This is a genomic window from Micromonospora sp. NPDC049047 (genome assembly GCF_040649135.1).
GTDB lineage: Bacteria > Actinomycetota > Actinomycetes > Mycobacteriales > Micromonosporaceae > Micromonospora.
This window is the reverse complement of the sequence record NZ_JBEZEY010000019.1, coordinates 109,050-129,618: the sequence shown is the minus strand read 5'-3', so window position 1 is coordinate 129,618 and position 20,569 is coordinate 109,050. Positions and strand designations below refer to the sequence as shown.

16 protein-coding genes and 1 riboswitch are annotated in these 20,569 nt (G+C 70.8%); of the genes, 10 read left to right on the top strand and 6 right to left on the bottom strand.

The genetic code is table 11. The features are described 5' to 3' along the window. The 3 genes from AB0B86_RS25550 to AB0B86_RS25540 all read left to right on the top strand — a co-directional run. On the top strand, positions 1 to 3,468 hold a 3,468-nt coding region (locus AB0B86_RS25550; protein ID WP_357419927.1), incomplete at its 5' end, for an RHS repeat-associated core domain-containing protein. Further along, complete coding sequence (locus AB0B86_RS25545) at positions 3,465 to 4,013, top strand: hypothetical protein (protein ID WP_357419926.1); 549 nt, start codon at positions 3,465 to 3,467, stop codon at positions 4,011 to 4,013. The genes AB0B86_RS25550 and AB0B86_RS25545, both read left to right, overlap by 4 nt. 142 nt (positions 4,014 to 4,155) lie before the next feature. Continuing rightward, positions 4,156 to 4,593 (top strand): hypothetical protein, encoded by a 438-nt coding sequence (locus AB0B86_RS25540; RefSeq protein ID WP_357419925.1) that lies wholly within the window; start codon positions 4,156 to 4,158, stop codon positions 4,591 to 4,593. Positions 4,594 to 4,617: 24 nt separating this feature from the next. On the opposite strand, the gene pseI is transcribed toward AB0B86_RS25540, so the two are convergent. Beyond that, on the bottom strand, positions 4,618 to 5,670 hold the full coding sequence (pseI, locus tag AB0B86_RS25535; protein ID WP_357419924.1) for a pseudaminic acid synthase: 1,053 nt from the start codon (positions 5,668 to 5,670) through the stop codon (positions 4,618 to 4,620). A gap of 130 nt (positions 5,671 to 5,800) precedes the next feature. Beyond that, positions 5,801 to 6,970 (bottom strand): glycosyltransferase, encoded by a 1,170-nt coding sequence (locus tag AB0B86_RS25530; RefSeq protein WP_357404234.1) that lies wholly within the window; start codon positions 6,968 to 6,970, stop codon positions 5,801 to 5,803. Positions 6,971 to 7,267: 297 nt separating this feature from the next. Here AB0B86_RS25530 and AB0B86_RS25525 point away from each other — a divergent pair, with 297 nt between their 5' ends. The 5 genes from AB0B86_RS25525 (at position 7,268) to AB0B86_RS25505 (ending at position 12,337) form a co-directional block, all read left to right on the top strand. Beyond that, positions 7,268 to 8,575, top strand: a complete 1,308-nt coding sequence (locus AB0B86_RS25525) for an acyltransferase (protein ID WP_357404233.1) — start codon at positions 7,268 to 7,270, stop codon at positions 8,573 to 8,575. 88 nt (positions 8,576 to 8,663) lie between these two features. After that, a complete protein-coding gene (locus tag AB0B86_RS25520; protein WP_357404231.1) occupies positions 8,664 to 9,047 on the top strand; it encodes a hypothetical protein in 384 nt (127 codons plus the stop codon). Between the two features lie 134 nt (positions 9,048 to 9,181). Beyond that, positions 9,182 to 9,952 carry a hypothetical protein gene (locus AB0B86_RS25515; protein WP_357404229.1) on the top strand — a complete coding sequence of 257 codons (771 nt, stop codon included), beginning with the start codon at positions 9,182 to 9,184 and terminating at the stop codon, positions 9,950 to 9,952. 284 nt (positions 9,953 to 10,236) lie between these two features. Further along, positions 10,237 to 10,378, top strand: a riboswitch (cyclic di-AMP (ydaO/yuaA leader). A 230-nt stretch (positions 10,379 to 10,608) separates the two neighbouring features. Next, entirely contained in the window at positions 10,609 to 11,457 is an 849-nt protein-coding gene (locus AB0B86_RS25510) for a C39 family peptidase (protein ID WP_357404227.1), read from the top strand. 133 nt (positions 11,458 to 11,590) lie between these two features. Then, on the top strand, positions 11,591 to 12,337 hold the full coding sequence (locus AB0B86_RS25505; protein WP_357404225.1) for an alpha/beta fold hydrolase: 747 nt from the start codon (positions 11,591 to 11,593) through the stop codon (positions 12,335 to 12,337). Between the two features lie 32 nt (positions 12,338 to 12,369). Here the strand turns inward: AB0B86_RS25505 and AB0B86_RS25500 are convergent, their stop codons facing one another. The 4 genes from AB0B86_RS25500 to AB0B86_RS25485 form a co-directional block, all read right to left on the bottom strand. Then, positions 12,370 to 14,058: a CDP-glycerol glycerophosphotransferase family protein gene (locus AB0B86_RS25500; protein WP_357419923.1), complete on the bottom strand. Its 1,689-nt coding sequence runs from the start codon at positions 14,056 to 14,058 to the stop codon at positions 12,370 to 12,372. Between the two features lie 34 nt (positions 14,059 to 14,092). Beyond that, on the bottom strand, positions 14,093 to 15,610 hold the full coding sequence (locus AB0B86_RS25495; protein WP_357404221.1) for a bifunctional cytidylyltransferase/SDR family oxidoreductase: 1,518 nt from the start codon (positions 15,608 to 15,610) through the stop codon (positions 14,093 to 14,095). A gap of 145 nt (positions 15,611 to 15,755) precedes the next feature. Beyond that, positions 15,756 to 16,532 (bottom strand): ABC transporter ATP-binding protein, encoded by a 777-nt coding sequence (locus AB0B86_RS25490; protein ID WP_357404526.1) that lies wholly within the window; start codon positions 16,530 to 16,532, stop codon positions 15,756 to 15,758. A gap of 34 nt (positions 16,533 to 16,566) precedes the next feature. Next, complete coding sequence (locus AB0B86_RS25485) at positions 16,567 to 17,460, bottom strand: ABC transporter permease (protein ID WP_357404219.1); 894 nt, start codon at positions 17,458 to 17,460, stop codon at positions 16,567 to 16,569. A 178-nt stretch (positions 17,461 to 17,638) separates the two neighbouring features. Here AB0B86_RS25485 and AB0B86_RS25480 point away from each other — a divergent pair, with 178 nt between their 5' ends. Both AB0B86_RS25480 and AB0B86_RS25475 read left to right on the top strand, forming a co-directional pair. Then, complete coding sequence (locus AB0B86_RS25480; protein ID WP_357404217.1) at positions 17,639 to 18,277, top strand: TetR/AcrR family transcriptional regulator; 639 nt, start codon at positions 17,639 to 17,641, stop codon at positions 18,275 to 18,277. Positions 18,278 to 18,400: 123 nt separating this feature from the next. Continuing rightward, positions 18,401 to 20,521 carry a DUF6077 domain-containing protein gene (locus AB0B86_RS25475; RefSeq protein WP_357419922.1) on the top strand — a complete coding sequence of 707 codons (2,121 nt, stop codon included), beginning with the start codon at positions 18,401 to 18,403 and terminating at the stop codon, positions 20,519 to 20,521. The last annotated feature ends 48 nt before the right edge of the window (positions 20,522 to 20,569 follow it).

Genomic DNA, 20,569 nt, shown 5'->3' with positions numbered 1-20,569 from the left:
TCGGTGGCGCGTGCGGGGTTGGCGAACCCGCGGGCCAACGGGATCGAGGCGATCAAGCGGTTGGCTCGGCTGGATCCGATCGACGTCGCCTGCGGCGACATGGTCCTCACCCAGACCGACGTGGAGTTGCCGCTGCTGCTGTCGCGCACGCACCTGTCGTCGTACCGGTTGGGGAGCTGGTTCGGCCGGTCCTGGGCCTCCACGCTGGATCAGCGCATCGAGGTCGACGAGACCGGGGTCTACCTGGCGACCGCCGACGGCATGACGTTGATCTACCCGACCGGGGCGGACGGTCGTCCCGACCGGTTGCCGACCGAGGGGCCGCGCTGGCCGTTGGCGCAGGATCCGGCGGCCGGCACCTACCTGGTCACCGATGCGGTGCGGGGCTGGACGTGGCACTTCGGGCCGGTGCCGGGCAGCGTGGCGGGTCAGCTTCCGCTTGTCGAGGTGACCGACCGTAACGGTCACCGGGTTGATGTGCGCCACGACGACAGCGGTGCGCCGGTCGAGGTGGTGCACTCCGGTGGCTACCGGGTCCGGGTGCGTACCGAGGAGAACCGGATCGTCGGGTTCGACCTCGCCGGGGACGACGACACCGACACCGAGTTGGTTCGTTTCGGCTACGACGAGGCCGGTGACCTCACCGCTGTCGTCAACTCGTCGGGGTTGCCGCTGCGGTTCGACTACGACATCGACGGGCGGGTCACCCAGTGGGTGGACCGCAACGGCACCGAGTACCGCTACACCTACGACGAGAACGGCCGCTGCGTCGCCACCACCGGCACCGGCGGCTACCTGACCGGCCTGCTGCGCTACGACACCGACGCCCGCGTCACCACGGTCGTCGACTCCCTCGGCCACGCCACCGTCTACCAGCTCAACGACCTGCGGCAGGCCGAACAGGTCACCGACCCGCTGGGCAACGTCACCACAACCGTCTGGGACCGGTTCGATCGCAAGCTGACCGAGACCGATGCTCTCGGGCGGACGACTCGTTGGTCCTACGATGACGACGGCAACCTGGTCGAGTTCGTCCGTCCGGACGGCAGCCGGGCGACCGCCATCTACAACGAGCTGCACCAGCCGGTCGTCGTGACCGGTGCCGACGGTGCCGTCTGGCGGCGCGAGTACGACGAACGCGGCAACCTGACAATGGTCACCGACCCGACCGGCGCCACCACCCACCACCGGTACGACCAGGCGGGGCGACTCACCGAGGTGATCGACGCGCTCGGCAACGCTTCGCTGGTGACCACCGACGCAGCCGGGCTGATCACCCAGCTCACCGAGGCCACCGGCGCGGTGACGACCTACCGGCGCGATCGGGCGGGTCGGATCACCGAGGTGGTCGACCCGGTCGGTGGCACCACTCGTCTCGGCTGGACCGTCGAGGGTCGGCTCGCCTGGCGGCGGAGCCCGGACGGGGCGAGCGAGGAATGGACCTACGACCCGGAAGGCAACCTGGTCACCCACACCGACCAGACCGGGGCGACCACCGAGTTCGACATTGGCCACTTCGACCTGCCAGTGGCACTCACCGGACCCGACGGCGCACGACTGGCCTTCGCCTACGACACCGAGTTGCGGCTGACCACGGTCACCAACCCGCAGGGACTCGTCTGGCGCTACGACTTCGACCCGGCCGGGCGGCTGGTCACCGAAATTGACTTCAACGGCCGGACACAGACCTACACGTACGACGCCGCCGGCCAGGTCGTCGCCCGCACCAACGGCGCCGGGCAGAGCATCGAGCTGGTCCGCGACGTGCTGGGCAACGTCGTGGAGAAGCGCACCGCCGAGGGCGTCACCACCTACGGGTACGACCCGGCCGGCCGGCTGCTGCACGCCACCACACCCGAGGTCGACCTCCGCTTCGACCGCGATCCACTCGGTCGGGTGCTGGCCGAGACCCGCGACGGTCAGGTGGTCTCCTCGTCCTACGACCTGCTCGGCCGACGGGCCCAGCGGCGTACCCCGGCGGGGGTCGACAGCGTCTGGGAGTACGACGCCGGGCACCGGCCCGTGGCGCTGCACACCGGCGGCGCGACGGTCAGCTTCACCCACGACGCGGCCGGTCGGGAGACCCGGCGTGCGGTCGGCAGCCTCGCCCTGACCCAGAGCTGGGACGCCAACCACCGACTGCTCGCCCAGATCCTCACCGCGACCCCTGCTGCCGACGGAGGTGTGCCGGACCTGGTCGCCCACCGGGCCTACCGGTATCGCGCCGACGGTTACCTGACCGACGTCGCCGACCAGCTCACCGGCGAGCGCCGGCTGGAGTTGGACCGCGCCGGCCGGATCACCGCCGTGCGCGCCGGCGACTGGACCGAGCGGTACGCCTACGACGAAGCCGGCAACGTGACAAGCGCCGCGTGGCCCCGCTCGGATGATGACGGCGCCGCTCGGGGTGAGCGGGAGTACACCGGCACACTGATCCTCCGCGCTGGCAACGTGCGCTACGAACATGACGCCGCTGGCCGGGTCACGCTGCGGCAGCGCAAGGAGCGCTCGACCAAGCCGTCGACCTGGCGCTACACCTGGGACAGCGAGGACCGGCTGATCGCCGTCACCACCCCGGACGGCACCCGGTGGAGCTACCGCTACGACGCCCTCGGCCGCCGGACCGCCAAGCAGCGCCTCGACGCCGACGGTGGCGTGGTCGAGCAGGTCGACTTCGCCTGGGACGGCCCGCGCCTGATCGAGCAGACCCGTCGCGGCGACGACGGCGCCACGACCAGCACCTGGGAGTACGCCCCCGGCACGTTCACCCCGATCAGCCAGACCGACGGCCGCGCCGACCAGGACGAGATGGACCGCCGCTTCTACGCGATCGTGACCGACCTGGTCGGCGCCCCCACCGAGTTGGTCGACCCAACTGGAGGCGTTGTCTGGCAGCAGCGCACCACCATCTGGGGCATCCCGACCCACGTCAGCACCGTGGGCGCGGACTGCCCGCTTCGCTTTCCGGGCCAGATCCACGATCCGGAGACCGGCGCCTCGCACAACTACCACCGTTACTACGACCCCAACACCGCCCGCTACGCCTCGTCGGACCCATTCGGGCTTGAGGCGGGCTCGAATCCTCACCTATATGTTCTCAACCCGACCTTCGAAGTGGATCCGCTCGGGTTGATCCCCTATCCGGCGATTACGCCGGGGAAGAATTTCAGGCGACACTACCTGAATCATCGGGCGCTGTTGGCTAAGGTTCTTGACAAGACATACCCGAAGGTGAAGGTCGAGGAGCGAGCCGGTGGCCTCGGGCGTGAATTCCTCACTGATTTGGACGAGATGGTGAAGTCTGACCGGTTTAAGCTGGAGGGTTTGGGGCGGCTCCCCCTCGCCGCGGAGGATGCCCACATTTTTAGGGGCGAGGGCCTAACGCTGGTGACCAAAACGGATGGAGAGTTCTGGACGTTGTTGAAGAGTGGGGAACGTATGGACCTTCATATCGAGATGTTGCCATGATTCCTGCGGAGGCGCGTTTGATAGCGGCAACGGAAAAGTTGTTGTCCAGTCTCGCCGGATCGTCCTTGGAGGACGTGCACATTCCTGGTTTCCTGGACCAGGTCGACGGCATCGGGCATTTCGTTCCGCTTGCCCAGCAGGTCTACCTAGTCTTCGGAGATCGACTTCTGCTCCTGGACTCGGCCGAAAGAGGTGGCTTTCTGACTCTGAGGATTGTTGCCTCCATCGATGTTCCGGAGGCTCTCCAGGGTGAGGAGGAAAACTTTTCGGTAGGCGCGGTTGGGTCGCTCTTCATGGACAACTCAGGCGCCAACCTTCGACTGGTGAAGGTTCGTTTTGCTTTAGACTCCGATCATGACCCAGGCCTGGAATCCATCTGTGCTGCTGAATTCTGCTTCAGCGGTGGTAACACGTTGTTCGTAGATCCGTTGTGGCATCTGGGTATTCGCCTGGGGGGTGCTGGTGCCTTCGACGAATGGTGGTTGCGGGCAGGCGGCGAGTCTGGCTCAATGGAGGAGTTTTCTTGGGTTCCATCGGCCGGGTAACCGGGGTCTGCCCCGGCGCGACCGGCGGGGCAACCGAGGTCTCGGGCCGCGAGCCAACCCATCGATCATCGGGCCTGCCGTGCACGCGATGAGCTGCATGATCAGCTTGGGAAAGGCTCAATCAACTCTTCGGACGGACACGATGAATGCTGCGCAGCAGTTGGCGGCCATGCCTGTGGCGGAGGTGGTGGTCGACCGGGCCATCGTTCTCGACTGGTACGACGGGCCCCTGGAGGGCTTCGCGAGACTCGCTGCCGTGGAGGCGGTCTGGCATTTCCGGGTTATTGCCGAGCGCACCGGCGGCGACCTTCCGGATGATCGTCTCTACCAGTTCAGTCAGGTAGTAGCCACCGATGCCCTCGATCGCCTCGACGAGGCTTTGGGAGGGGCCCCCGATGACCCTCTCTGGATACCTGAGTGGGCATTTCCCGACCACGCCGCCCGCCAGCACGCCGACCGCCTGGTAGCGGATCTGATCGACCACGCCGCCGGGCAGCGGGTCATCATCCGTTCCGTTGATCTGCGCTTGGTCGATGCTCTCTGGGTGACGACCGGAAAGATTGCCAACGGGATCCAGTAGGGGAAGTTCCCGCCAGCCGCACCGTCAGATCAGGTCCCAGCTCAGCGGGGTGCCGCGCGGGACGTCGGTGGCGAAGGTGCGCCCCAGCGCCCGGTCGATCTCCACGGGTGCCAGCCCGCCGGCCGGTCGGATCGACCGGACATTGTGGCTGGTCACCGGGTCACCGGCGCGCACGTCCTCGACCACGAACAGCGAACGGCGGAACCGCAGCCCTTCCCGCTCCGCCGGGGTCGGGCCGATCGCGGTGCCACCCAACGCCTCGTACGCCCGACCGGACTCGGCGACCAGCGCCGTCAGCTCCGCCGGGTTCAGCGAGAAGTCCGAGTCCACGCCACCGTCGGCCCGGTCCAGGGTGACGTGCTTCTCGATGAAACAGGCACCGAGCGCCACCGAGGCGACCGCCACCCCGATGCCGGGCGTGTGGTCGGAGAGCCCGACCGGCACGTCGAACGCGCCAGCCAGCACCGGCAGCCGACGCAGGTTGCTGTCGGCCGGTGGTGCCGGGTAGGACGCGGTGCAGGCCAGCAGGACGATGCCCGCAGCGCCGCCGGCCCGGGCGGTGCGCACCGCGGCGTCGATCTCGGCGACCGTCGCCATCCCCGTGGAGATCACCATCGGCTTGCCGGTGCTGGCCACGAACCGGATCAGCGGCAGGTCGACAAGCTCCGAAGAAGCGATCTTGTACGCGGGCGCGTCAAGCGACTCCAGCAACTCCACAGCTGTCGCGTCGAACGGTGACGAGAAGACGGTCAGGCCACGCTCGCGGGCCCGCTCGAAGATCGGTGCGTGCCACTCGTACGGGGTGTGCGCCCGCTCGTAGAGGCGGTACAGGTTCTCCCCACCCCACAACTCGTGCCCGCTGGAGATCCGGAACGCCGGTGTGTCGACGTCGATCGTGATCGTGTCCGGCCGGTACGTCTGGAGCTTCAGCGCGTGCGCCCCGCTCGCGGCCACCGCGTCGACGATGGACAGCGCCCGGTTCAGGTCACCGTTGTGGTTGCCGGACATCTCGGCCACCACGAACGGTCGCTCCCCGGCACCGACCAGGTGTGGTCCGATCTTGATTGTCGCCGTCATTCCGACCTCTGTTCCGGTATGCCCGCACCCGCGTGCGGTGGTGCTGCTGTCGTCGTCCACCCGGCGGGCGGACGACCTGGAAAACACGTGTACCGGGAGTCGAGTCGACTCCCGGCCTGGCCTGCGGTGCTCACGGCAGCCGGCCCCCGGCCAGTGCGTCCCGCCGCTCCGCCGCGATCCCGCTGCCCCGAATCGCCGCGACGTCCGCCCCTCGACCCGGGTCCTCGTCGGCGCTCACCGGACCGACCGCGACGCCGACGGCCCCCCGCGGGGCACCGCGGCGCAGGCGACCCGCGACCCGGTGCGCCTGACGCAGCGCCGAGTACGCCAGCCAGTCACCCCGCCCGACCAGGCGGTGCTTGAGCCCGGTCACCCCGGCGGGCAGCGGATAGCCACCGGCAGGCAGGTACCGGCGGTAGTGCTCGGCGGCCCGGTGGAAGAAGTCCCGCCGCAGGTGCGGGTGCAGCCGGTCGTCGTTGCCCACCACCACCAGGTAGTGGCTGATCATCAGTTGGAACAGTTCGGCCTGCAACCGCTCGTCCGGGTGCCGGCGGGCGACCCAGTCCAACAGGCGCTCGTACTGGGCGAACGCGTCGAAGTGCCGGCCACTGCGGGTGGAGGTGATCGCGCCGTGCCGACCCTGCCGGTAGAGGTAGCAGACCCGGTTCAGCACAGAGATCTTCTCCGCGCCGATCAGCAGCGGATGGCTGAACGGGATGTCCTCGTACCAGCCGGGGAAGAACCGCAGCTCCAACTGGTCCAGGAAGTCCCGGCGGACCACCTTGTTCCAGGCGGTGTGCTGCACCCGCAGCAGTTGCGGCTGGTCGCCCAGGCGGGTCACGCCGGCGATTCCGTGCAGCAGGTGACTGCTCGCGTCGACCTCCCGCCGGCCGTCCTCGTGCACCCGCAGGTGGTCGAGCATCAGCACGTCGGGCTGGTGCTGGCGCAGCCGGTCCAGCACGGCCGGGATCGTGCCCGGCGGCACCCAGTCGTCGCTGTCGATGAACCAGACGTACCGGCCGGTGGCCACGTCGAGCCCGGCGTTGCGGGCCAGGCCCAGACCCACGTTGCTGCTCAGGTGCACGACGCGGACCCGGTCGTGTCCGGCCGCGTACGCGCGGAGCATGTCGCCGCAGCCGTCCGGTGAGGCGTCGTCGACGGCGATCAACTCGACCGCGTCCGACTCGCCGGCCGGAATGTCGGCCCGGATCGATTCGAGGCACTGGTACAGGTACGCCTCGACGCCGTACACGGGCACGACGATGCTCAGCAGCGGTGCGTGCGTCGGCTCATTGACCACGCCGCCACCTTCGACGACCTGGGTGGCCGGCCCCGGAACCGCACGTGGCCGCCGATGGTGGAGTCGCTGAACTCCCGCCCAGCGGAAGGTTAACGCCGACCGGTCGGCGCCGGCCCCGACCCGGGTGCGGCGGGCCGGTAACCGGTGGGACACGTCCGGTTCACCCGGGAGTGACCCGGTAGGGTGCCCCGGGTGCGGCCCTGCCGGGTCGTCGCGGGCGTCGCTGTCGTGCCGTCCACGCCGCGCCGAGGAGGATACGAACGTGCTGGTGACCCTGCCAAGCCTCGGCATCCGCCCATGACGAGCGCCGCCGCGACGTCAACCGCCAGGCCCGTCCCCGCTCCGTCCCGGCTGCCCTCGCTCACCGGGCTGCGGTGGATCGCCGCGCTGCTGGTCTTCGGGTTCCACGCGGGCACCATGCGGATCATCGCCGAGCCGGACTACAAGGCGGTGGTCGACAAGTTGTTCAGCCTCGGCCTGTCCGGGGTGCAGTTCTTCTTCATCCTCAGCGGATTCGTGCTGGTCTGGTCGGCCCGGGCCGGCGACTCCCGGCGTACCTTCTGGCGGCGACGAATTGCCAAGATCTACCCCAACCACCTGGTGCTGTGGGGGGCGACGTTGCTTGTCGCCTGGTGGTTCGCCGACCCGGTGCTGCCGGCCGCCGCGCTGGAGAACCTGCTGTTGTTGCAGGCCTGGGACCCCCGGCCGGGCTGGTTCTACAGCATCAACACGGTGAGCTGGTCGCTCTCCTGCGAGTTCTTCTTCTACCTCTGCCTGCCGCTGGTGCTGCCGCTGCTGCGCCGGGCCCGGCCGAAGCTGCTCTGGGCGCTCGTCGTCGCGATGCCACTGCTGATCCTCGCGCTCTGGCCGGCCCAGCACCTGGTGCCGGAGGTGAGCCGCTGGTGGTTCACCCAGATCTTCCCGCCGGCCCGGTCGCTGGAGTTCTGGTTGGGCGCGGTGGCGGCCGAGTTGATGCGCCGGGGTCTCTGGCGTGGCCCCGGGCTGACCTGGGCCAGCGTCATCTTCGTGGGTGTCTGGGCGGCCGCCGCGCAGTGGATTCCCGCGGAGTTGTGGACCACGTTGCTCGCTGTCGCGTACCTGCTTGTCATCACCGCCGCCGCGGACGCGGACGTGCGGGACCGGCGGTCGCCGTGGCGGTCCCGGCCGCTGGTCTGGCTCGGCGAGGTCTCCTTCGCCTTCTACCTGGTCCACGTGCTGGTGATGACGAGCGTGCTGCGCTTCACCGGCGACTGGGGGACCGGCTTCGCGGGTTGGCGCGGCCCGGCCGTGGTGCTCGGTTTCCTGCTGGTGACCCTGCTCCTCGCCGCGCTGCTGCACCGCTACGTGGAAACCCCGATGATGCGCCGGCTCGCACCGCGCCGTCCGGCCCGATCGGCGTCCATCCCCGGACAACGCACCGCCGCGACGCGGACCAGCGGCACCGCCGCGACCCGGACCAGCGGCACCGTCGCGACGCGGACCAGCGGCACCGCCGCGACGCGGACCAGCGGCACCGCCGCCGAGACCGACGGCGCGGGGACCCGGACCGAGGCCGACGGGCCCGACCAGACCGGCAGCCGATCAACGTACGCGGACACCCGCTGACGCCGTCCGACCTGGTCAACGGGTGCGGCGGCGCGTCGACACGCCCGTGGTCGATGCGCCACTGTCGGCACGACGGTAGCGTGGTGACGTGCTTCCGGTCGCGCTCACCTGTCCGCTGTGGTGGGTGGCGCGCTTGACGACCCGGGTGCTGACCAGCCTCGCCGTCGTCGCGGCCCTGGCGCTCGGCGCCGGTCCGGCCTCGGCCGCCGCGCCAACGTCGCACCCCGGCGTCACGTCGAGCGTGACCGCCGGGTCGCACCCGAGCGCCGCATCGAGCGTGCGCGTCGTGTCGGGTGCGGGTGCCGCCGAGGAGGCCCTCCCGGCCTGGTCGCTCGACGCGCAGCCGACGCTCCCCGAGGGTCTGGGTGCCGCCGCGACCGCCGCGCTGCCGGTGCGCCTGGCCGGGCCCGACCGGCGGTCCCTCGTCGACGCCTCCAGCGGTAGGACACCCCGGGGTCCACCCGGGCGCTGAGCCACCGGGGCAGGCGCCCCGTCGCCGCACCCTGTCGATCCACCAGCTCCGCCTTCCCGCCGATCCGTGGCCCGCCGTGGCCCGCTGGCCGGCGGGGCTCCCCATCGCTCTGTTTCCTCCGCGAGGTGCCGACCATGGAGACCGCCGTCTTCTACCAGTTCGTAACCGAGGTGCCGCAGGCCGCTGCGATCTGGTCGGCCCTGCTCCTGCTCGCGCTGGGCGTGCTGGCCGTGCTTGTCGCCCGGCCCGAACGGGACCGGCCCACCGACGACCCGTCCCCGGCCGCACCGACGGCGCGCGAGGTGGCCGCGGCCGAACTCCTCGACAGACGCCGGTACGCCGAGGAGGTCGCCGTCGCCGCCGCTGGCGCGGCCAGGACGGCCCAGCGGCGACGCGATGCCTGGCTGACCAGTCAGGAAGCTGTGGAACGCGCCTGGACGCGGTACGACGAGGCGGACACGGCCGCCCGCCGCTTCGCGGGTTGCGGGGCGCTACCCACCCCGGACACCCCCCGCACCCCCGCTGAGTACGCCGCCCGGGAGCGCTACCTGCACCGCGCGGCGATGGCGGCGTACTGGCGTGGCGACCTGAGCATGGCCCAGCTCAGCGATGTGTTCGGACACCGGCGGGGCTGGGACCCCCGGCGGCACCCGGTCGAGCAGGAAGCGCTGCTCAGTCGGTCGATCCGGGAGGAGAGACGGGCCGACTACCAGGCCGCCGCCGACGCGGAGCGGGCCCTGTGGCGGGCTGCGGAGTTGGCCGCCGAGTCGGCGCGCAGCCTTGCCGAGGAGGCCGCAGCGGCAGCGGCCCGGCTGCGGCCGAGTCGGGCGCCCGCGCGCCGGCTGGTCCGCGGGGCGGTGCGTCCCGCCGTCGTGGCACGCTGGCGCCCAGCCCGTGTGGGTTGAGCCCGATCCGTTATGTGAGCCCGCTCACGGGATTCCAGAATCGGGCGTCCGGCACGTTCGGCTCGATTGTTCACGGCGTTCTGGCCGCACTCTCGGCGACCTGTCCGGTTGTGGCCCGTAGGCGTCGCCGTAACCGCTTGTCCCATCGAGTCACGTCATCGGCAATACGCGCAGAAATTGCCGTGCAGTTTCGGGTTTACGCAGGTGGGCCTGGCTTGGCACCGTGTGGTTGGGCCAGTAGTGTCGTCCCGTCCGGTGCGGTAATCGATCGCAAGACGCGACGCCGCGCCGACCCGCTCAATCGTGATGAACGAACCGGGGACCCATCAGTAAGTCCGGGGTGAATCCGCGAGCATCGGCCCGCGGTAGGGCGATCTTCCCGCCCGAATCCGTCAGCTAACCCGGTAGGCGGTGTCGGAAGGAGTTCCATTCTCGTGCAGCACCTCCCCACCCCTCGGCTGTTCCCTCGCCTCCACGGCGCAGCGGTGCCCCCGCTCATTCGTCAAGCGACGGTGAGCTGACCCCCGGGTCATCGCCTAACCGCCCGGCCCCGCCGGGCGTCCCCTGAGCGGTTCACCATCCGCGGACCACAGTCCGCGCGCTGGCGCCTGCCCGGATGCCGGTCCGGCCCCCGGTGTGCCGCTCTCCCCCCGACCGTGGAGGACCCCGTGAAGCACACCCTGCAGCGTCAGCTCCGTCGCATCGCGACCGAGCGCCCGTACCAGATCATCGCCGCCTCCGCCGCGGCCCTCGTGATCGCCGGCACCACCGGCACCCTGCTCACCACCGCCGACGACGCGCCGGCCGACCAGCGCACCGCGACCACAGTCGCCGAGCTGCGCAGCGACGTCGCCGCCTCCCGTGGCGAGGTGCGCGACGCCTCCCCGTCGGCCACCGCAGCGCCGACAAGCGCCGCCCCGGCCACCAGCGCCGCCGCGCCCGCCGCCAAGGCCACGAGCAACCCGGACCTCACCCGTAAGCCGACGCCGCCGAAGCCGCCCGCGACCAAGGTGCTCGACTACGAGTACCAGGCGCAGAACACCTACTACAACTGCGGTCCGGCGGCCACCCGTAACGCGCTCAGCGCCGCCGGGATCGACCGTACCCAGGAGGAACTCGGCGCCGAGCTGGGCACCACCGAGATGGGCACCAACTCGGCCGAGGACACCACCCGGGTGCTCAACGCCGAGGTGAAGGGCTCCCCGTACCGGACCCGGATGTTCGCCGGCGCGCCCAGCCCGGCGCAGATGGACCGCCTCCAGGCCGATGTCGTCAAGGCCATCACCGACGGCCGGGGCGTTGTCGCGAACGTCGTCGGCGACGCCACCGACACCGACGGCGGCTGGCACTCCTACGGCGGCGGGCACTACATCGCCGTCGTGGGTTACAAGGACAACGGCCGTACGGTGCGCATCGCCGACTCGGCCAACGCTGCCGACCCGTCGTACTGGATCACCACCATCGACCTGGCCAACTGGATCGCCAGCCGGGGCTACTCCGCCTGACCCGGGCACGCTGGACCGCAGCGGGCGCCGTCCCCCACAAGGGGCCGGCGCCCGCTGCGTCTTCCACGGCGGTCCGCGGTACGCCCCGTCGACGACTCTCGTACCGGGCCGGGAACCGTGGGAGACTGCGGCCGTGGTGGATGAATCGGGTGGTCACGCCGGTCGAGGGCCGGTCCTGCTGCTGTTGCACGGGATGGGCGCGACCGGTGACGTGTGGTTGCCCTGGGCGCCGCATCTGGCCCACCACTGGCCCGGTCGGTGGCTGGCACCGGACCTCGCCGGTCACGGCTGGGCGTCGCCGCTGCCGTCGTACTCCTTCGCCGGCTTCGCCCAGCGGATCGCGCAGGCACTCGCCCCCGACGACCGGCTCGTCGTGCTCGGGCACTCGCTGGGTGGCGTGGTCGGCCTCGCGTTGGCCGCGCGCGACGCCGGGATGCCGGTGGACGCGGTGGTCGGGTTGGGCATCAAGGCGCTCTGGTCACCAGCCGAGCTGGAACATGCCGCTGAGCTGGCCGCCCGCCCGGTGAGCTGGTTCGCCAGCCGTACCGAGGCGGCCCGTCGCTACCTGCGCGTCTCCGGGCTGACCGGTCTGCTCCCGCCGGACCATCCGGTGGTGGACGCCGGCCTTCGTCAGGTCGACGGTCGCTGGCGTCTGGCCATGGACCCGACCGCGTTCGCCGTCGGCGAGCCCGACCTGGCCGCGCTGCTCGCGGCCACCGACGTGCCGGTGGTGCTGGCGCGCGGCGAGCACGACCCGATGGTCACCGACGAACAACTCAAGGAGTACGGCGTACCGGTCGCCACGTTGCCCGGGCTCGGGCACAACGCTCACGTGGAGGACCCAGCGGCCGTGTTGGCGCTGCTCGACCCGTACCGCTGAGCGTCCCGGGGCGGGTGGGCCGACAGTCCGGGTCAGGCCAGAGGGGAGAGCTGCCGGGCGCGCTCGGCGGCGGGGTCCTGTGTTGCCGCCAGTTCCCGGCGGGCGGCGGTCAGGAACGCGTCGGCGTACGCCTCGGCGGGGAAGTCACCCAGGTAGCGTCGGCGGGTGGCCCAGCGCTCCGCGGCCAGCGGATCGGTGTCCAGCAGCGCGGTCAGCATGTCGTCCAGGTTGGACAGATCCCGGCGCAGCACGTAACCCGACGCGGCAAGCGGGAACCGTTCGGCGAACCGGTCACCCTCGTCGCCCATGTCGGTGACCGCGTACGGCTTGCTGGAGTAGAGGTAGTCCGAGATCACCCCGGACACGTCGGAGACCAGCGCGTCCGACCGGTTCACGCACTCGGTCAGGCTCAGCTCGCGGGCCGCGGCACCGACGACGTGCTGGCGGCCGGTGCGGGCCCGATCGGCGACGAGCAGTTCGGTGAGCCGGCCCAACTGGCGGGCCGAGGCCGGGTTCTGTGTCGTGTACGGGTGCGCCCGCAGGATCACCGTCGCGCCGCGCTCCAGCAGCCGACGCAGCAGCCCCTCGGCCACCGGCAGCGAGCAGTAGTCGGCGTCGGCGTGATGCCCGGTCCACGTCGGGGTGTACAACACCGTGGGGTGCGCCATCCCCGGCTCCGGCTCGGACCGTACCTGGATCGACTCGACCTGCGGGCGGCCGACCACCACGAACTTGTCCGCCGGGATCTGCACCCCGGCGCGGGCGTACCTGTCGATCGCGGCCGGGCCGGCCACGAAGATCCGGTCGAAGATCCCGGACACCGGGTTGGCGCTCGGCGCCTTGTCGCTGTCGCCATGGTGCAGCTGGACGTGGGTGAGCTGGGTGAAGCGGATGCAGTGGCTGTTCTTCGCCCCGTGGTTGACGTAGAACGCCACACGCAGGCTCGGCACCAGCGCCTCGTCCATCGCCCGCAGGGTGGGGCAGTAGACCACCGGCGCGTCGGTGGCGGCGGCGATCGGGGCCAGGAACTCCGGTTCGCGCAGCACCACCAGGAACGGCCGGCCGATCCGTTCCAGGTACGGCAGCCACATGGTGACCTGGTATTCCGAGCCGGGCGGCGCGGAGAAGTAGAGCAGGAACTCCGGCTGGTGCCGGCGCAGCGCCCGAGCCACCGGCCCGCCACCGGCGCCCGGCCGGAACCGCCGCCGGGCCAGGTCCAGGGCGACCACCCCGGTGCCCGCGCCGACAAGCAGACTCACTGCCAACGCCACGCCGGCCGGCAGGGTGAGGGCGGCAGCGAGCGCCAGCACGGCGAGCAGCCCGAGCAGGGCGGTGCCGAGCCGGTCGGCGAGCAGCGGCGTCCAGGCGCGGACCGGCAGGTTCGCCGTGCGGACCTCCAGGTTGCCGGCGGTACGCAGAGGCCCCACCAGCAGCACCAACCCCAGGAGGACCAGGGCGGTGGCGACGAGCGTGAGGTTGAGCCCGTCGTCAAGACGCCGGGAGTAACCGACAAGGATCGCGGCGGCGATGAGCGTCGTCTCCGCGACCAGGTCGGCGGTGGGTCGGATCCGCTGTTCGGCGGCCGCGGCGGCCAACGCGGCGACGGCCAGCGCCAGCCCCCAGCCGGTGGCGCCGGTGAGTGCCAGCACGACAAAGGCCAGCACGGCCAATCCGGTGCTCAGGCACCGGGCGGCCAGCTTTCGGACCAGGTCGCCGCGCATGTTGCTCCGTTCGTGGTTCCGCCGCCGGTCGGTGTCAGCTCGTCGACGCCGCGCCGGCCGGCGCCGCGACCTGACTGGGCCCGCTCTGGGCCGGCACGCTCGGCGTGGGCCCGTCCCCGGGTGCCCGGCGTACGTCGATGACCTGACCGGTCAGGTCGGAGATCAGCACGTCGAGTGACGACTGGGCGACGGCCTCGGCGGCGAGCAGGGTGTGCTCCGGCTCCTCGCCGAAGGCCCGCGTGCGCATCGGCGTGGCGGTCCGCTCCGGGTTGATGCAGTTGACCCGGACGCCCACGTCGGCCCACTCGTCGGCGAGCGCCTGGGTGAGGTTGACCAGGGCGGCCTTGGTGGCCGAGTAGAGGGCGTAGCGGGCCCGCCCCCGGGTGTAGGAGCTGGACGTGTAGAGCAGGAGCTGGCCCTTGGTCTGTTGCAGGTAGGGCAGCGCCTGGCGGGCGATGGTCACCGGGCCGACGAAGTTGACCTGGAGCACCCGGTCCATGGTCTCCTCGTCCATCTCGGCGAGTTCGCCCCGCTCCAGGATGCCGGCGGTGACCACCACGTGGTCGATCCGGCCGGTGGCCTCGAACGCGGTCGTCAGCGCGGCCTCGACGTCCTCGGCACGCTCGACGTGGGTGCCGGTGCTGGAACGGCTGAACGGGAAGACCTGGGCGCCGTAGCGCCGGGCCAGCTCGGTCAGCTCGTGGCCGATGCCGTAGCTGCCGCCGAACACCACGATGGTGCGGCCGGTCAGCTCCTCGCTGTAGCTGCGGTGGTCGGTCAGCCGGGGCGCCTGGGCCGCGGCGAGCTGGAAGAGCTTGTCGGCCAGGTGCACGTCGACCGGGTGGGTGACCTTGATGTTCTCGTCCGAGCCGTCGATCACCCTGATCGGGGTGCCGGGCAGGTAGCGCAGCACCACGCCGCAGTCGTCGGTGGCGGCGAAGTTCGGGTCGCCCTCGGCGATCCGGTACGCCTCCCGGATGGTGGGGGAGCGGAACGCCTGCGGGGTCTGCCCCCGGCGCAGCCGGGACCGCACCGGGATGTCGGTGATGCAGTCGTTCTCGTCCACCTGGATGATCGTGTCCGCGGACGGGATGGCCACGTCCACGGCGTCGTAGGTCCACAGCGCGTTGACGCACTCCCGCACGATCCGACCGCTGAGCAGTGGGCGTACCGCGTCGTGGAAGAGGATGTTGCAGTCCTGGGGGCCGACCGCGTCAAGCGCGATCCGGGTGGTGGCGTTGCGGGTGTCACCGCCCTCGATCACCTTGGTGACCTTGCGCAGGCCGGCCTTCTCGACGATCTGCCGGGCGTCGTCGACGTGGCCGGTCGCCATCAGCACGATGATCTCGTCGATCTCCGGTGCCGCCTCGAAGACCGCCAGGGTGTGCTCGATGATCGGCTTGCCGGCGATCTTGAGCAGCTGCTTGGGGATGCCGAGGCCCAGCCGGGTCCCGGTGCCGCCGGCCAGGATCACGGCCACCGTCCGCGAGGGCCGCCACGGCGTCGGGTGCTCCGTTGCGGCGTCCGGGCCAGTGGTCTGGTCCTGCGTCATTGCCGGATCCTCACTCTCAGGGATGCGTTAACGGAAGGTTCCGCCCGAGCGGCGACGGAATGAACCTTAACGCGCGGATCGCGCCGCCCCAACGCGGGCGACGCGGTCCATGGCGCCGTGTCGATGCCGGACGTTCGCCGGCGCTCTACTTGCTGTTCGCGTACGCCTCGTAGGCCCGAATGACCTCGTCGGTGGGCCCGTCCATCCGCAGTACGCCCGATTCCAGCCAGATCGTCCGCTCGCAGGTGTCCCGTACCGAGGAGAGCTGGTGGCTGACGAGGAACACAGTGCCCGCGCCCTCGCGCAACTCCCGTACGCGCTGCTCGCTGCGCTTGCGGAAGCCCTTGTCACCGGTGGCGAGCGCCTCGTCGATGAGCAGCACGTCGTGCTTCTTCGCGGCGGCGATGGAGAACCGCAGCCGGGCCGCCATGCCGGACGAGTACGTCCGCATCGGCAGGCTGGCGAAGTCGCCCCGCTCGTTGATCCCGGAGAATTCGATGATCCCGGCGGCCTGGTTGGCCACGTCGTCCGGGTGCATGCCCATCGCCAGGCAACCGAGGGTGACGTTGCGCTCGCCGGAGAGGTCGTTGAGCAGGGCGGCGTTCACGCCCAGCAGCGACGGTTGCCCCTGGGTGTGGATCGCCCCCCGGTTGACCGGCAGCAGGCCGGCGATGGCCCGCAGGATGGTGGACTTGCCGGAGCCGTTGCTGCCGATCAGCCCGATCGCCTCGCCCCGGTACGCGGTGAACGAGACACCCTTGACCGCGTGCACCTCCCGGATGTTCGGCGCGTGGGTGCGCTTGACCAGCCGGCGCAGCGCGGCCACCGGGGTGGTGCCACCGGTGGCACCCTGGTGCACCCGGTAGATGATGTGCGCGTCGTCCACGACCACTGTCGGGATGCGCTCCTGGGTCGACGTCATCGTCGCGGTCGCCTCGATGGGCGCGTCGAACTGCTCAACCACGGCCGTACTCCTGTTCGCCGCGCCAGAAGTAGAGGAAACCGCCGACGCCGGCGACCACTGCCCACCCGCCGCCGACCAGCCAGAGCTGGGCCAGCGACTCGTTGAGCAGTGGTGCTTCCTCCAGCAGCGTGTACCGCGCGAGCTCGATGTAGACGAGCAGCGGGTTGTACTGCACGAGCGTCGTCGCCCAGGCGGGCAGCCGTTCGAAGAGGCTGACGCTGTAGAGGACGCCGGAGCCGTACATCCAGGTGCGCAGGATGAACGGCATGACCTGCTTCAGGTCGCTCGACTTGCTGCCCAACCGGGCCACCGCGAGCACGACACCTGCGTTGAACACCGCCTGTAGGAGCAGGGCCGGCACCAGCAGCAGCCACTCCAGCGTGATCGGCTCGCCGGTGACGAGCACGATGCCGATCAGCACCACCATCGAGGCCAGCAGCTGCTGGAACTGCGTGAGCGTGGTGGACAGCGGCAGGCTGGCCCGGGGGAAGTGCAGCGCCCGGATCAGCCCGAGGTTGCTGCTTATCGACTGGGTGCCGGCCAGGACCGCGCTCTGGGTGAAGTTGAAGATGAACAGCCCGGTGGTGAGGTAGGCGATGTAGTTCGGCATGTCGTTCTGTGCCAGCACCACCCCGAAGATCAGGTAGTAGACCGCCGCGTTGGTGAGCGGGGTGAGCACCTGCCAGAGCTGGCCCAGCTTGGCGTTGCTGTACGAGGCGACCAGCTTGGCGTTGGCGTACGCGGCGATGAAGTGCCGGTAGGCCCATAGTCGGCGGCTGTACTCGACGACGCTGGGGCGCTCACCGGCGACCCGTAGCCCGTGCCGAGCGGCCAGCTGCGCCTGGGTCAGGCCCGTGTCGGGGTCGACCAGCGCGGTGGTGGCCATGGAAATGGCGCTCCGATCTTTCGTGCAGACGGGTGGCTCGCGACGATGGAATCCTAGTGGGAACTGTGCGCGGGGCGCCGCCTCGTCGCTGCGTGGACAGTAGTCCGAAACACGTCGGGACGCAACCGTATCGTCGTTGCGCTACTCTGGGCACCGTGACCTGCGATAAGAGTGATTGTTGACGACCGAGAAGAGGCGTGCCCCGGCCGGAGCGGCGGTGCTGCGCGACGAGATCACCGCGGCGATCCGGCGCGCGCTGACGCAGGAGCTCGCCGCCGTCGGCTACGGCCGGCTCTCCATCGAGGCGGTGGCCCGCCGGGCCGGCGTCAGCAAGACGGCGATCTACCGGCGCTGGAACTCGAAGCTCGACCTGGTGCTGGAGATCGTCGCCGCGGCGGCGCACGGCAAGCTGCCGGCCCTGGACACCGGCACCCTGCGCGGCGACCTCGCCCTGCTGTTCCAGGCGGTGGCGCACGCGCTGCGCCACCCGCTGGCCTCGCAGATCATCCCGGACCTGCTGGCCGAGGCGGCGCGTAACCCCAGCATCGACGCGACCCTGCGGCAGGTGCTGCACGCCCGTCAGCAGGAGATCGGCGGTCGCCTGGTCACCCGCGCGGTGCAGCGCGGCGAGCTACCCGCCGACACCGACCCGGACGCGGCGATCGACCTCATCGTGGGCCCGCTCTACTGGCGGCTGGCCATCGCCCGGCTCCCGCTCACCGACAGCTACCTCGACAACCTGGTCGAGTCCGTGGCCACCGGGCTCGGCGCCGACAGCGCCCTACCGCGTCCCCGGGCCGCCCCGATATCGGGTTGACCAGCGTCCGACACTCCGTCGCCCGCTGCGCCGGTCACCCGGTCCGACTCCGCTACGCTGCCCCCTGAAACCCGGTCGGCAGCGTGCCGAAACCCCTCATCCGCCTGACGAGTAAGGACGACCGTGGCCAACGTCGACAGCATCGCCGTAGCGCCCGCCGACCCGGACCCGGCACGGCCCGCACCGGCATCCCGTCCCGGCGGCCGGCCCGCGGCGATGTCCCGGGTGCGCGCGCTGGTGGCCGTCGCCCCGGCGGTGCTCACCGACGGTGCCGTGCTCGCGTTCGCGCTCTTCACGGTGATCTACCACCTGGCTTTCCTGGGTGACCTGCGTCCGTCGGTGACCTTCAAGATCTGGCTGGTGGCCTGCGTGGTGCTCGCGGCCGTGGTCCTGCTGCGCGCCCGCCGCCGGTTCGTCGACGTCGCGGCCCGCACCGAGCGGGCGGTGCCGGTCGACCCGGCACCGGCCGAGCCGGACGGCCCACGGCCCGCCGTCGACCGCCGGTTGCTGATCGGGGTGCTGGTCGCCGCCACGGTGGCCGCCGTCTCCGCCGCCGTCACCGCCGGTGAGCGGATCACCGTGTGGTGGTGGATTCCGGCGGTGACCGGCCTGCTCGCCGCGATCGGCGGGATGGTGCTGGTGCGCAAGGTCTGGCTGCGCGGCCCGGTGTCCAGCACCGTCGCCCCGGCACCCACCGCGGCCCAGTCGGCGTACGCGCTGATCGTCTCGGTGCTTGTCGGCATCTCCTCGTTCTTCATGGCCCGTAACACCCCGGACGACGTCTACTACGTCGGCAAGTCGGTCTGGATCGCCGATCGGGACCTGATCCCGATCAACGACTTCCTGTTCTCCGAGAACGTGCTGCCGGCCATGGGTTCGCAGCCGCCGATCCCGTCGATCGAGGCCTTCGACGGCGCCTTCGCCAACGTCGTCGGCATTCACGCCAGCTCGGCCCTCTGGTACGTGCTGCTGCCGATCATGGCGGTGATCGCGGCGCTGGCGCTCTGGCGGTTGACACACCGGTGGGCTCCGCGCCGTCCGGTGCTCGCCTTCGCCGTGGCGCTCGCGTACCTGTACCTCGTCGCCGGTGGGGACGCCGCACTCGGCACGTTCCACCTCCTGCGGCTGCACGAGGGCAAGGGCATGTTCGTCTCGGCGGTCATCCCGCTGATGTGGCTCTATCTCACCGAATGGTTCGACACCAGGTCGCGGCGCAGCCTGTTGCTCATCGTCGCGCTCTCGATCACCGCAATCGGTCTCACCAACACCGCGGCGATCATCCTGCCGATGCTCGTCGCCGCCGCCGGCTTCGCCATGCTGCTCGTCGGCCGCGGCAAGGACGCCGTCATCGCGGCCGTCGCCGCCCTCGCGTACCCGATCGGCTCGCTTGTGGTCTCCCGCCTGCTGCTCGGCGGGATGACAGCGGCCGGCGCGGACGACGCCTTCTTCGACGCGGCGTACACCTACCGGCGGACCCTGCTGTTCGGGGTGGTGGGGGTGATCAGTGGACTGGCGCTGTGGTGTGGCCCACTGCTCGCCCGTCGGCGGACGCCCGCGCTGCTCGCCGCCGGTGCCACGCTGGCGCTGAGCGTGATGTTCGTGCCCGGCGTGCTTGAGGTGATGAGCGCGTTGAGTGGGATCTCGGTGGTGCTCTGGCGCGTACCGTGGCTGCTCGCCCTGCCGACGCTCATCGGTCTGCTCAGCACCGTGCGCGTGCCGACGCCGAAACCGTCGCGCTACCGTGCGGCGGCCGGTGGGATCGCGGTGCTGCTTGTCGCCTCGTTCGCGCTGTTCGCCACCCCGATGTGGTCGGCGAAGAGCTGGGTCGAGGTGCACGAGCGCCCCACCTGGAAGCTTCCGCAGCAGCGTCAGGCCATCTCCTTCTGGATCACGGACCTGGACCGCCCGCAGGGCATGCTGCTCGCACCGAAGACGATCATGCGGACGTTGCCGGTCGTCACCAGCGAGGTCCGGGTCGTCCTGCCCCGTGACTTCTACCTCGTCGAGTACGACCTCACCTCCCAGTTCGCCAAGGACCGGCTGTTGCTCGCCGATTTCGCCGACGGCACGACCAGCCCGTCGCCGGCCGAGCTGACGCCGGCACTGGACCGCCTGAACGTCGGCACCATCTGCGTCTACAACGGCAACCACTACGCCCGCGACACCGCGCCGCAGCTCGGCTACCAGGAGTTCGCCACCCGCAAGGCGCCCGGCGCGATGACCTGCTTCGGACGGGTCGGCTGACCGCTCGCCCAGCGCCGCGCGGCGGTGCCTGGTGCGCCGGGCCCGCGA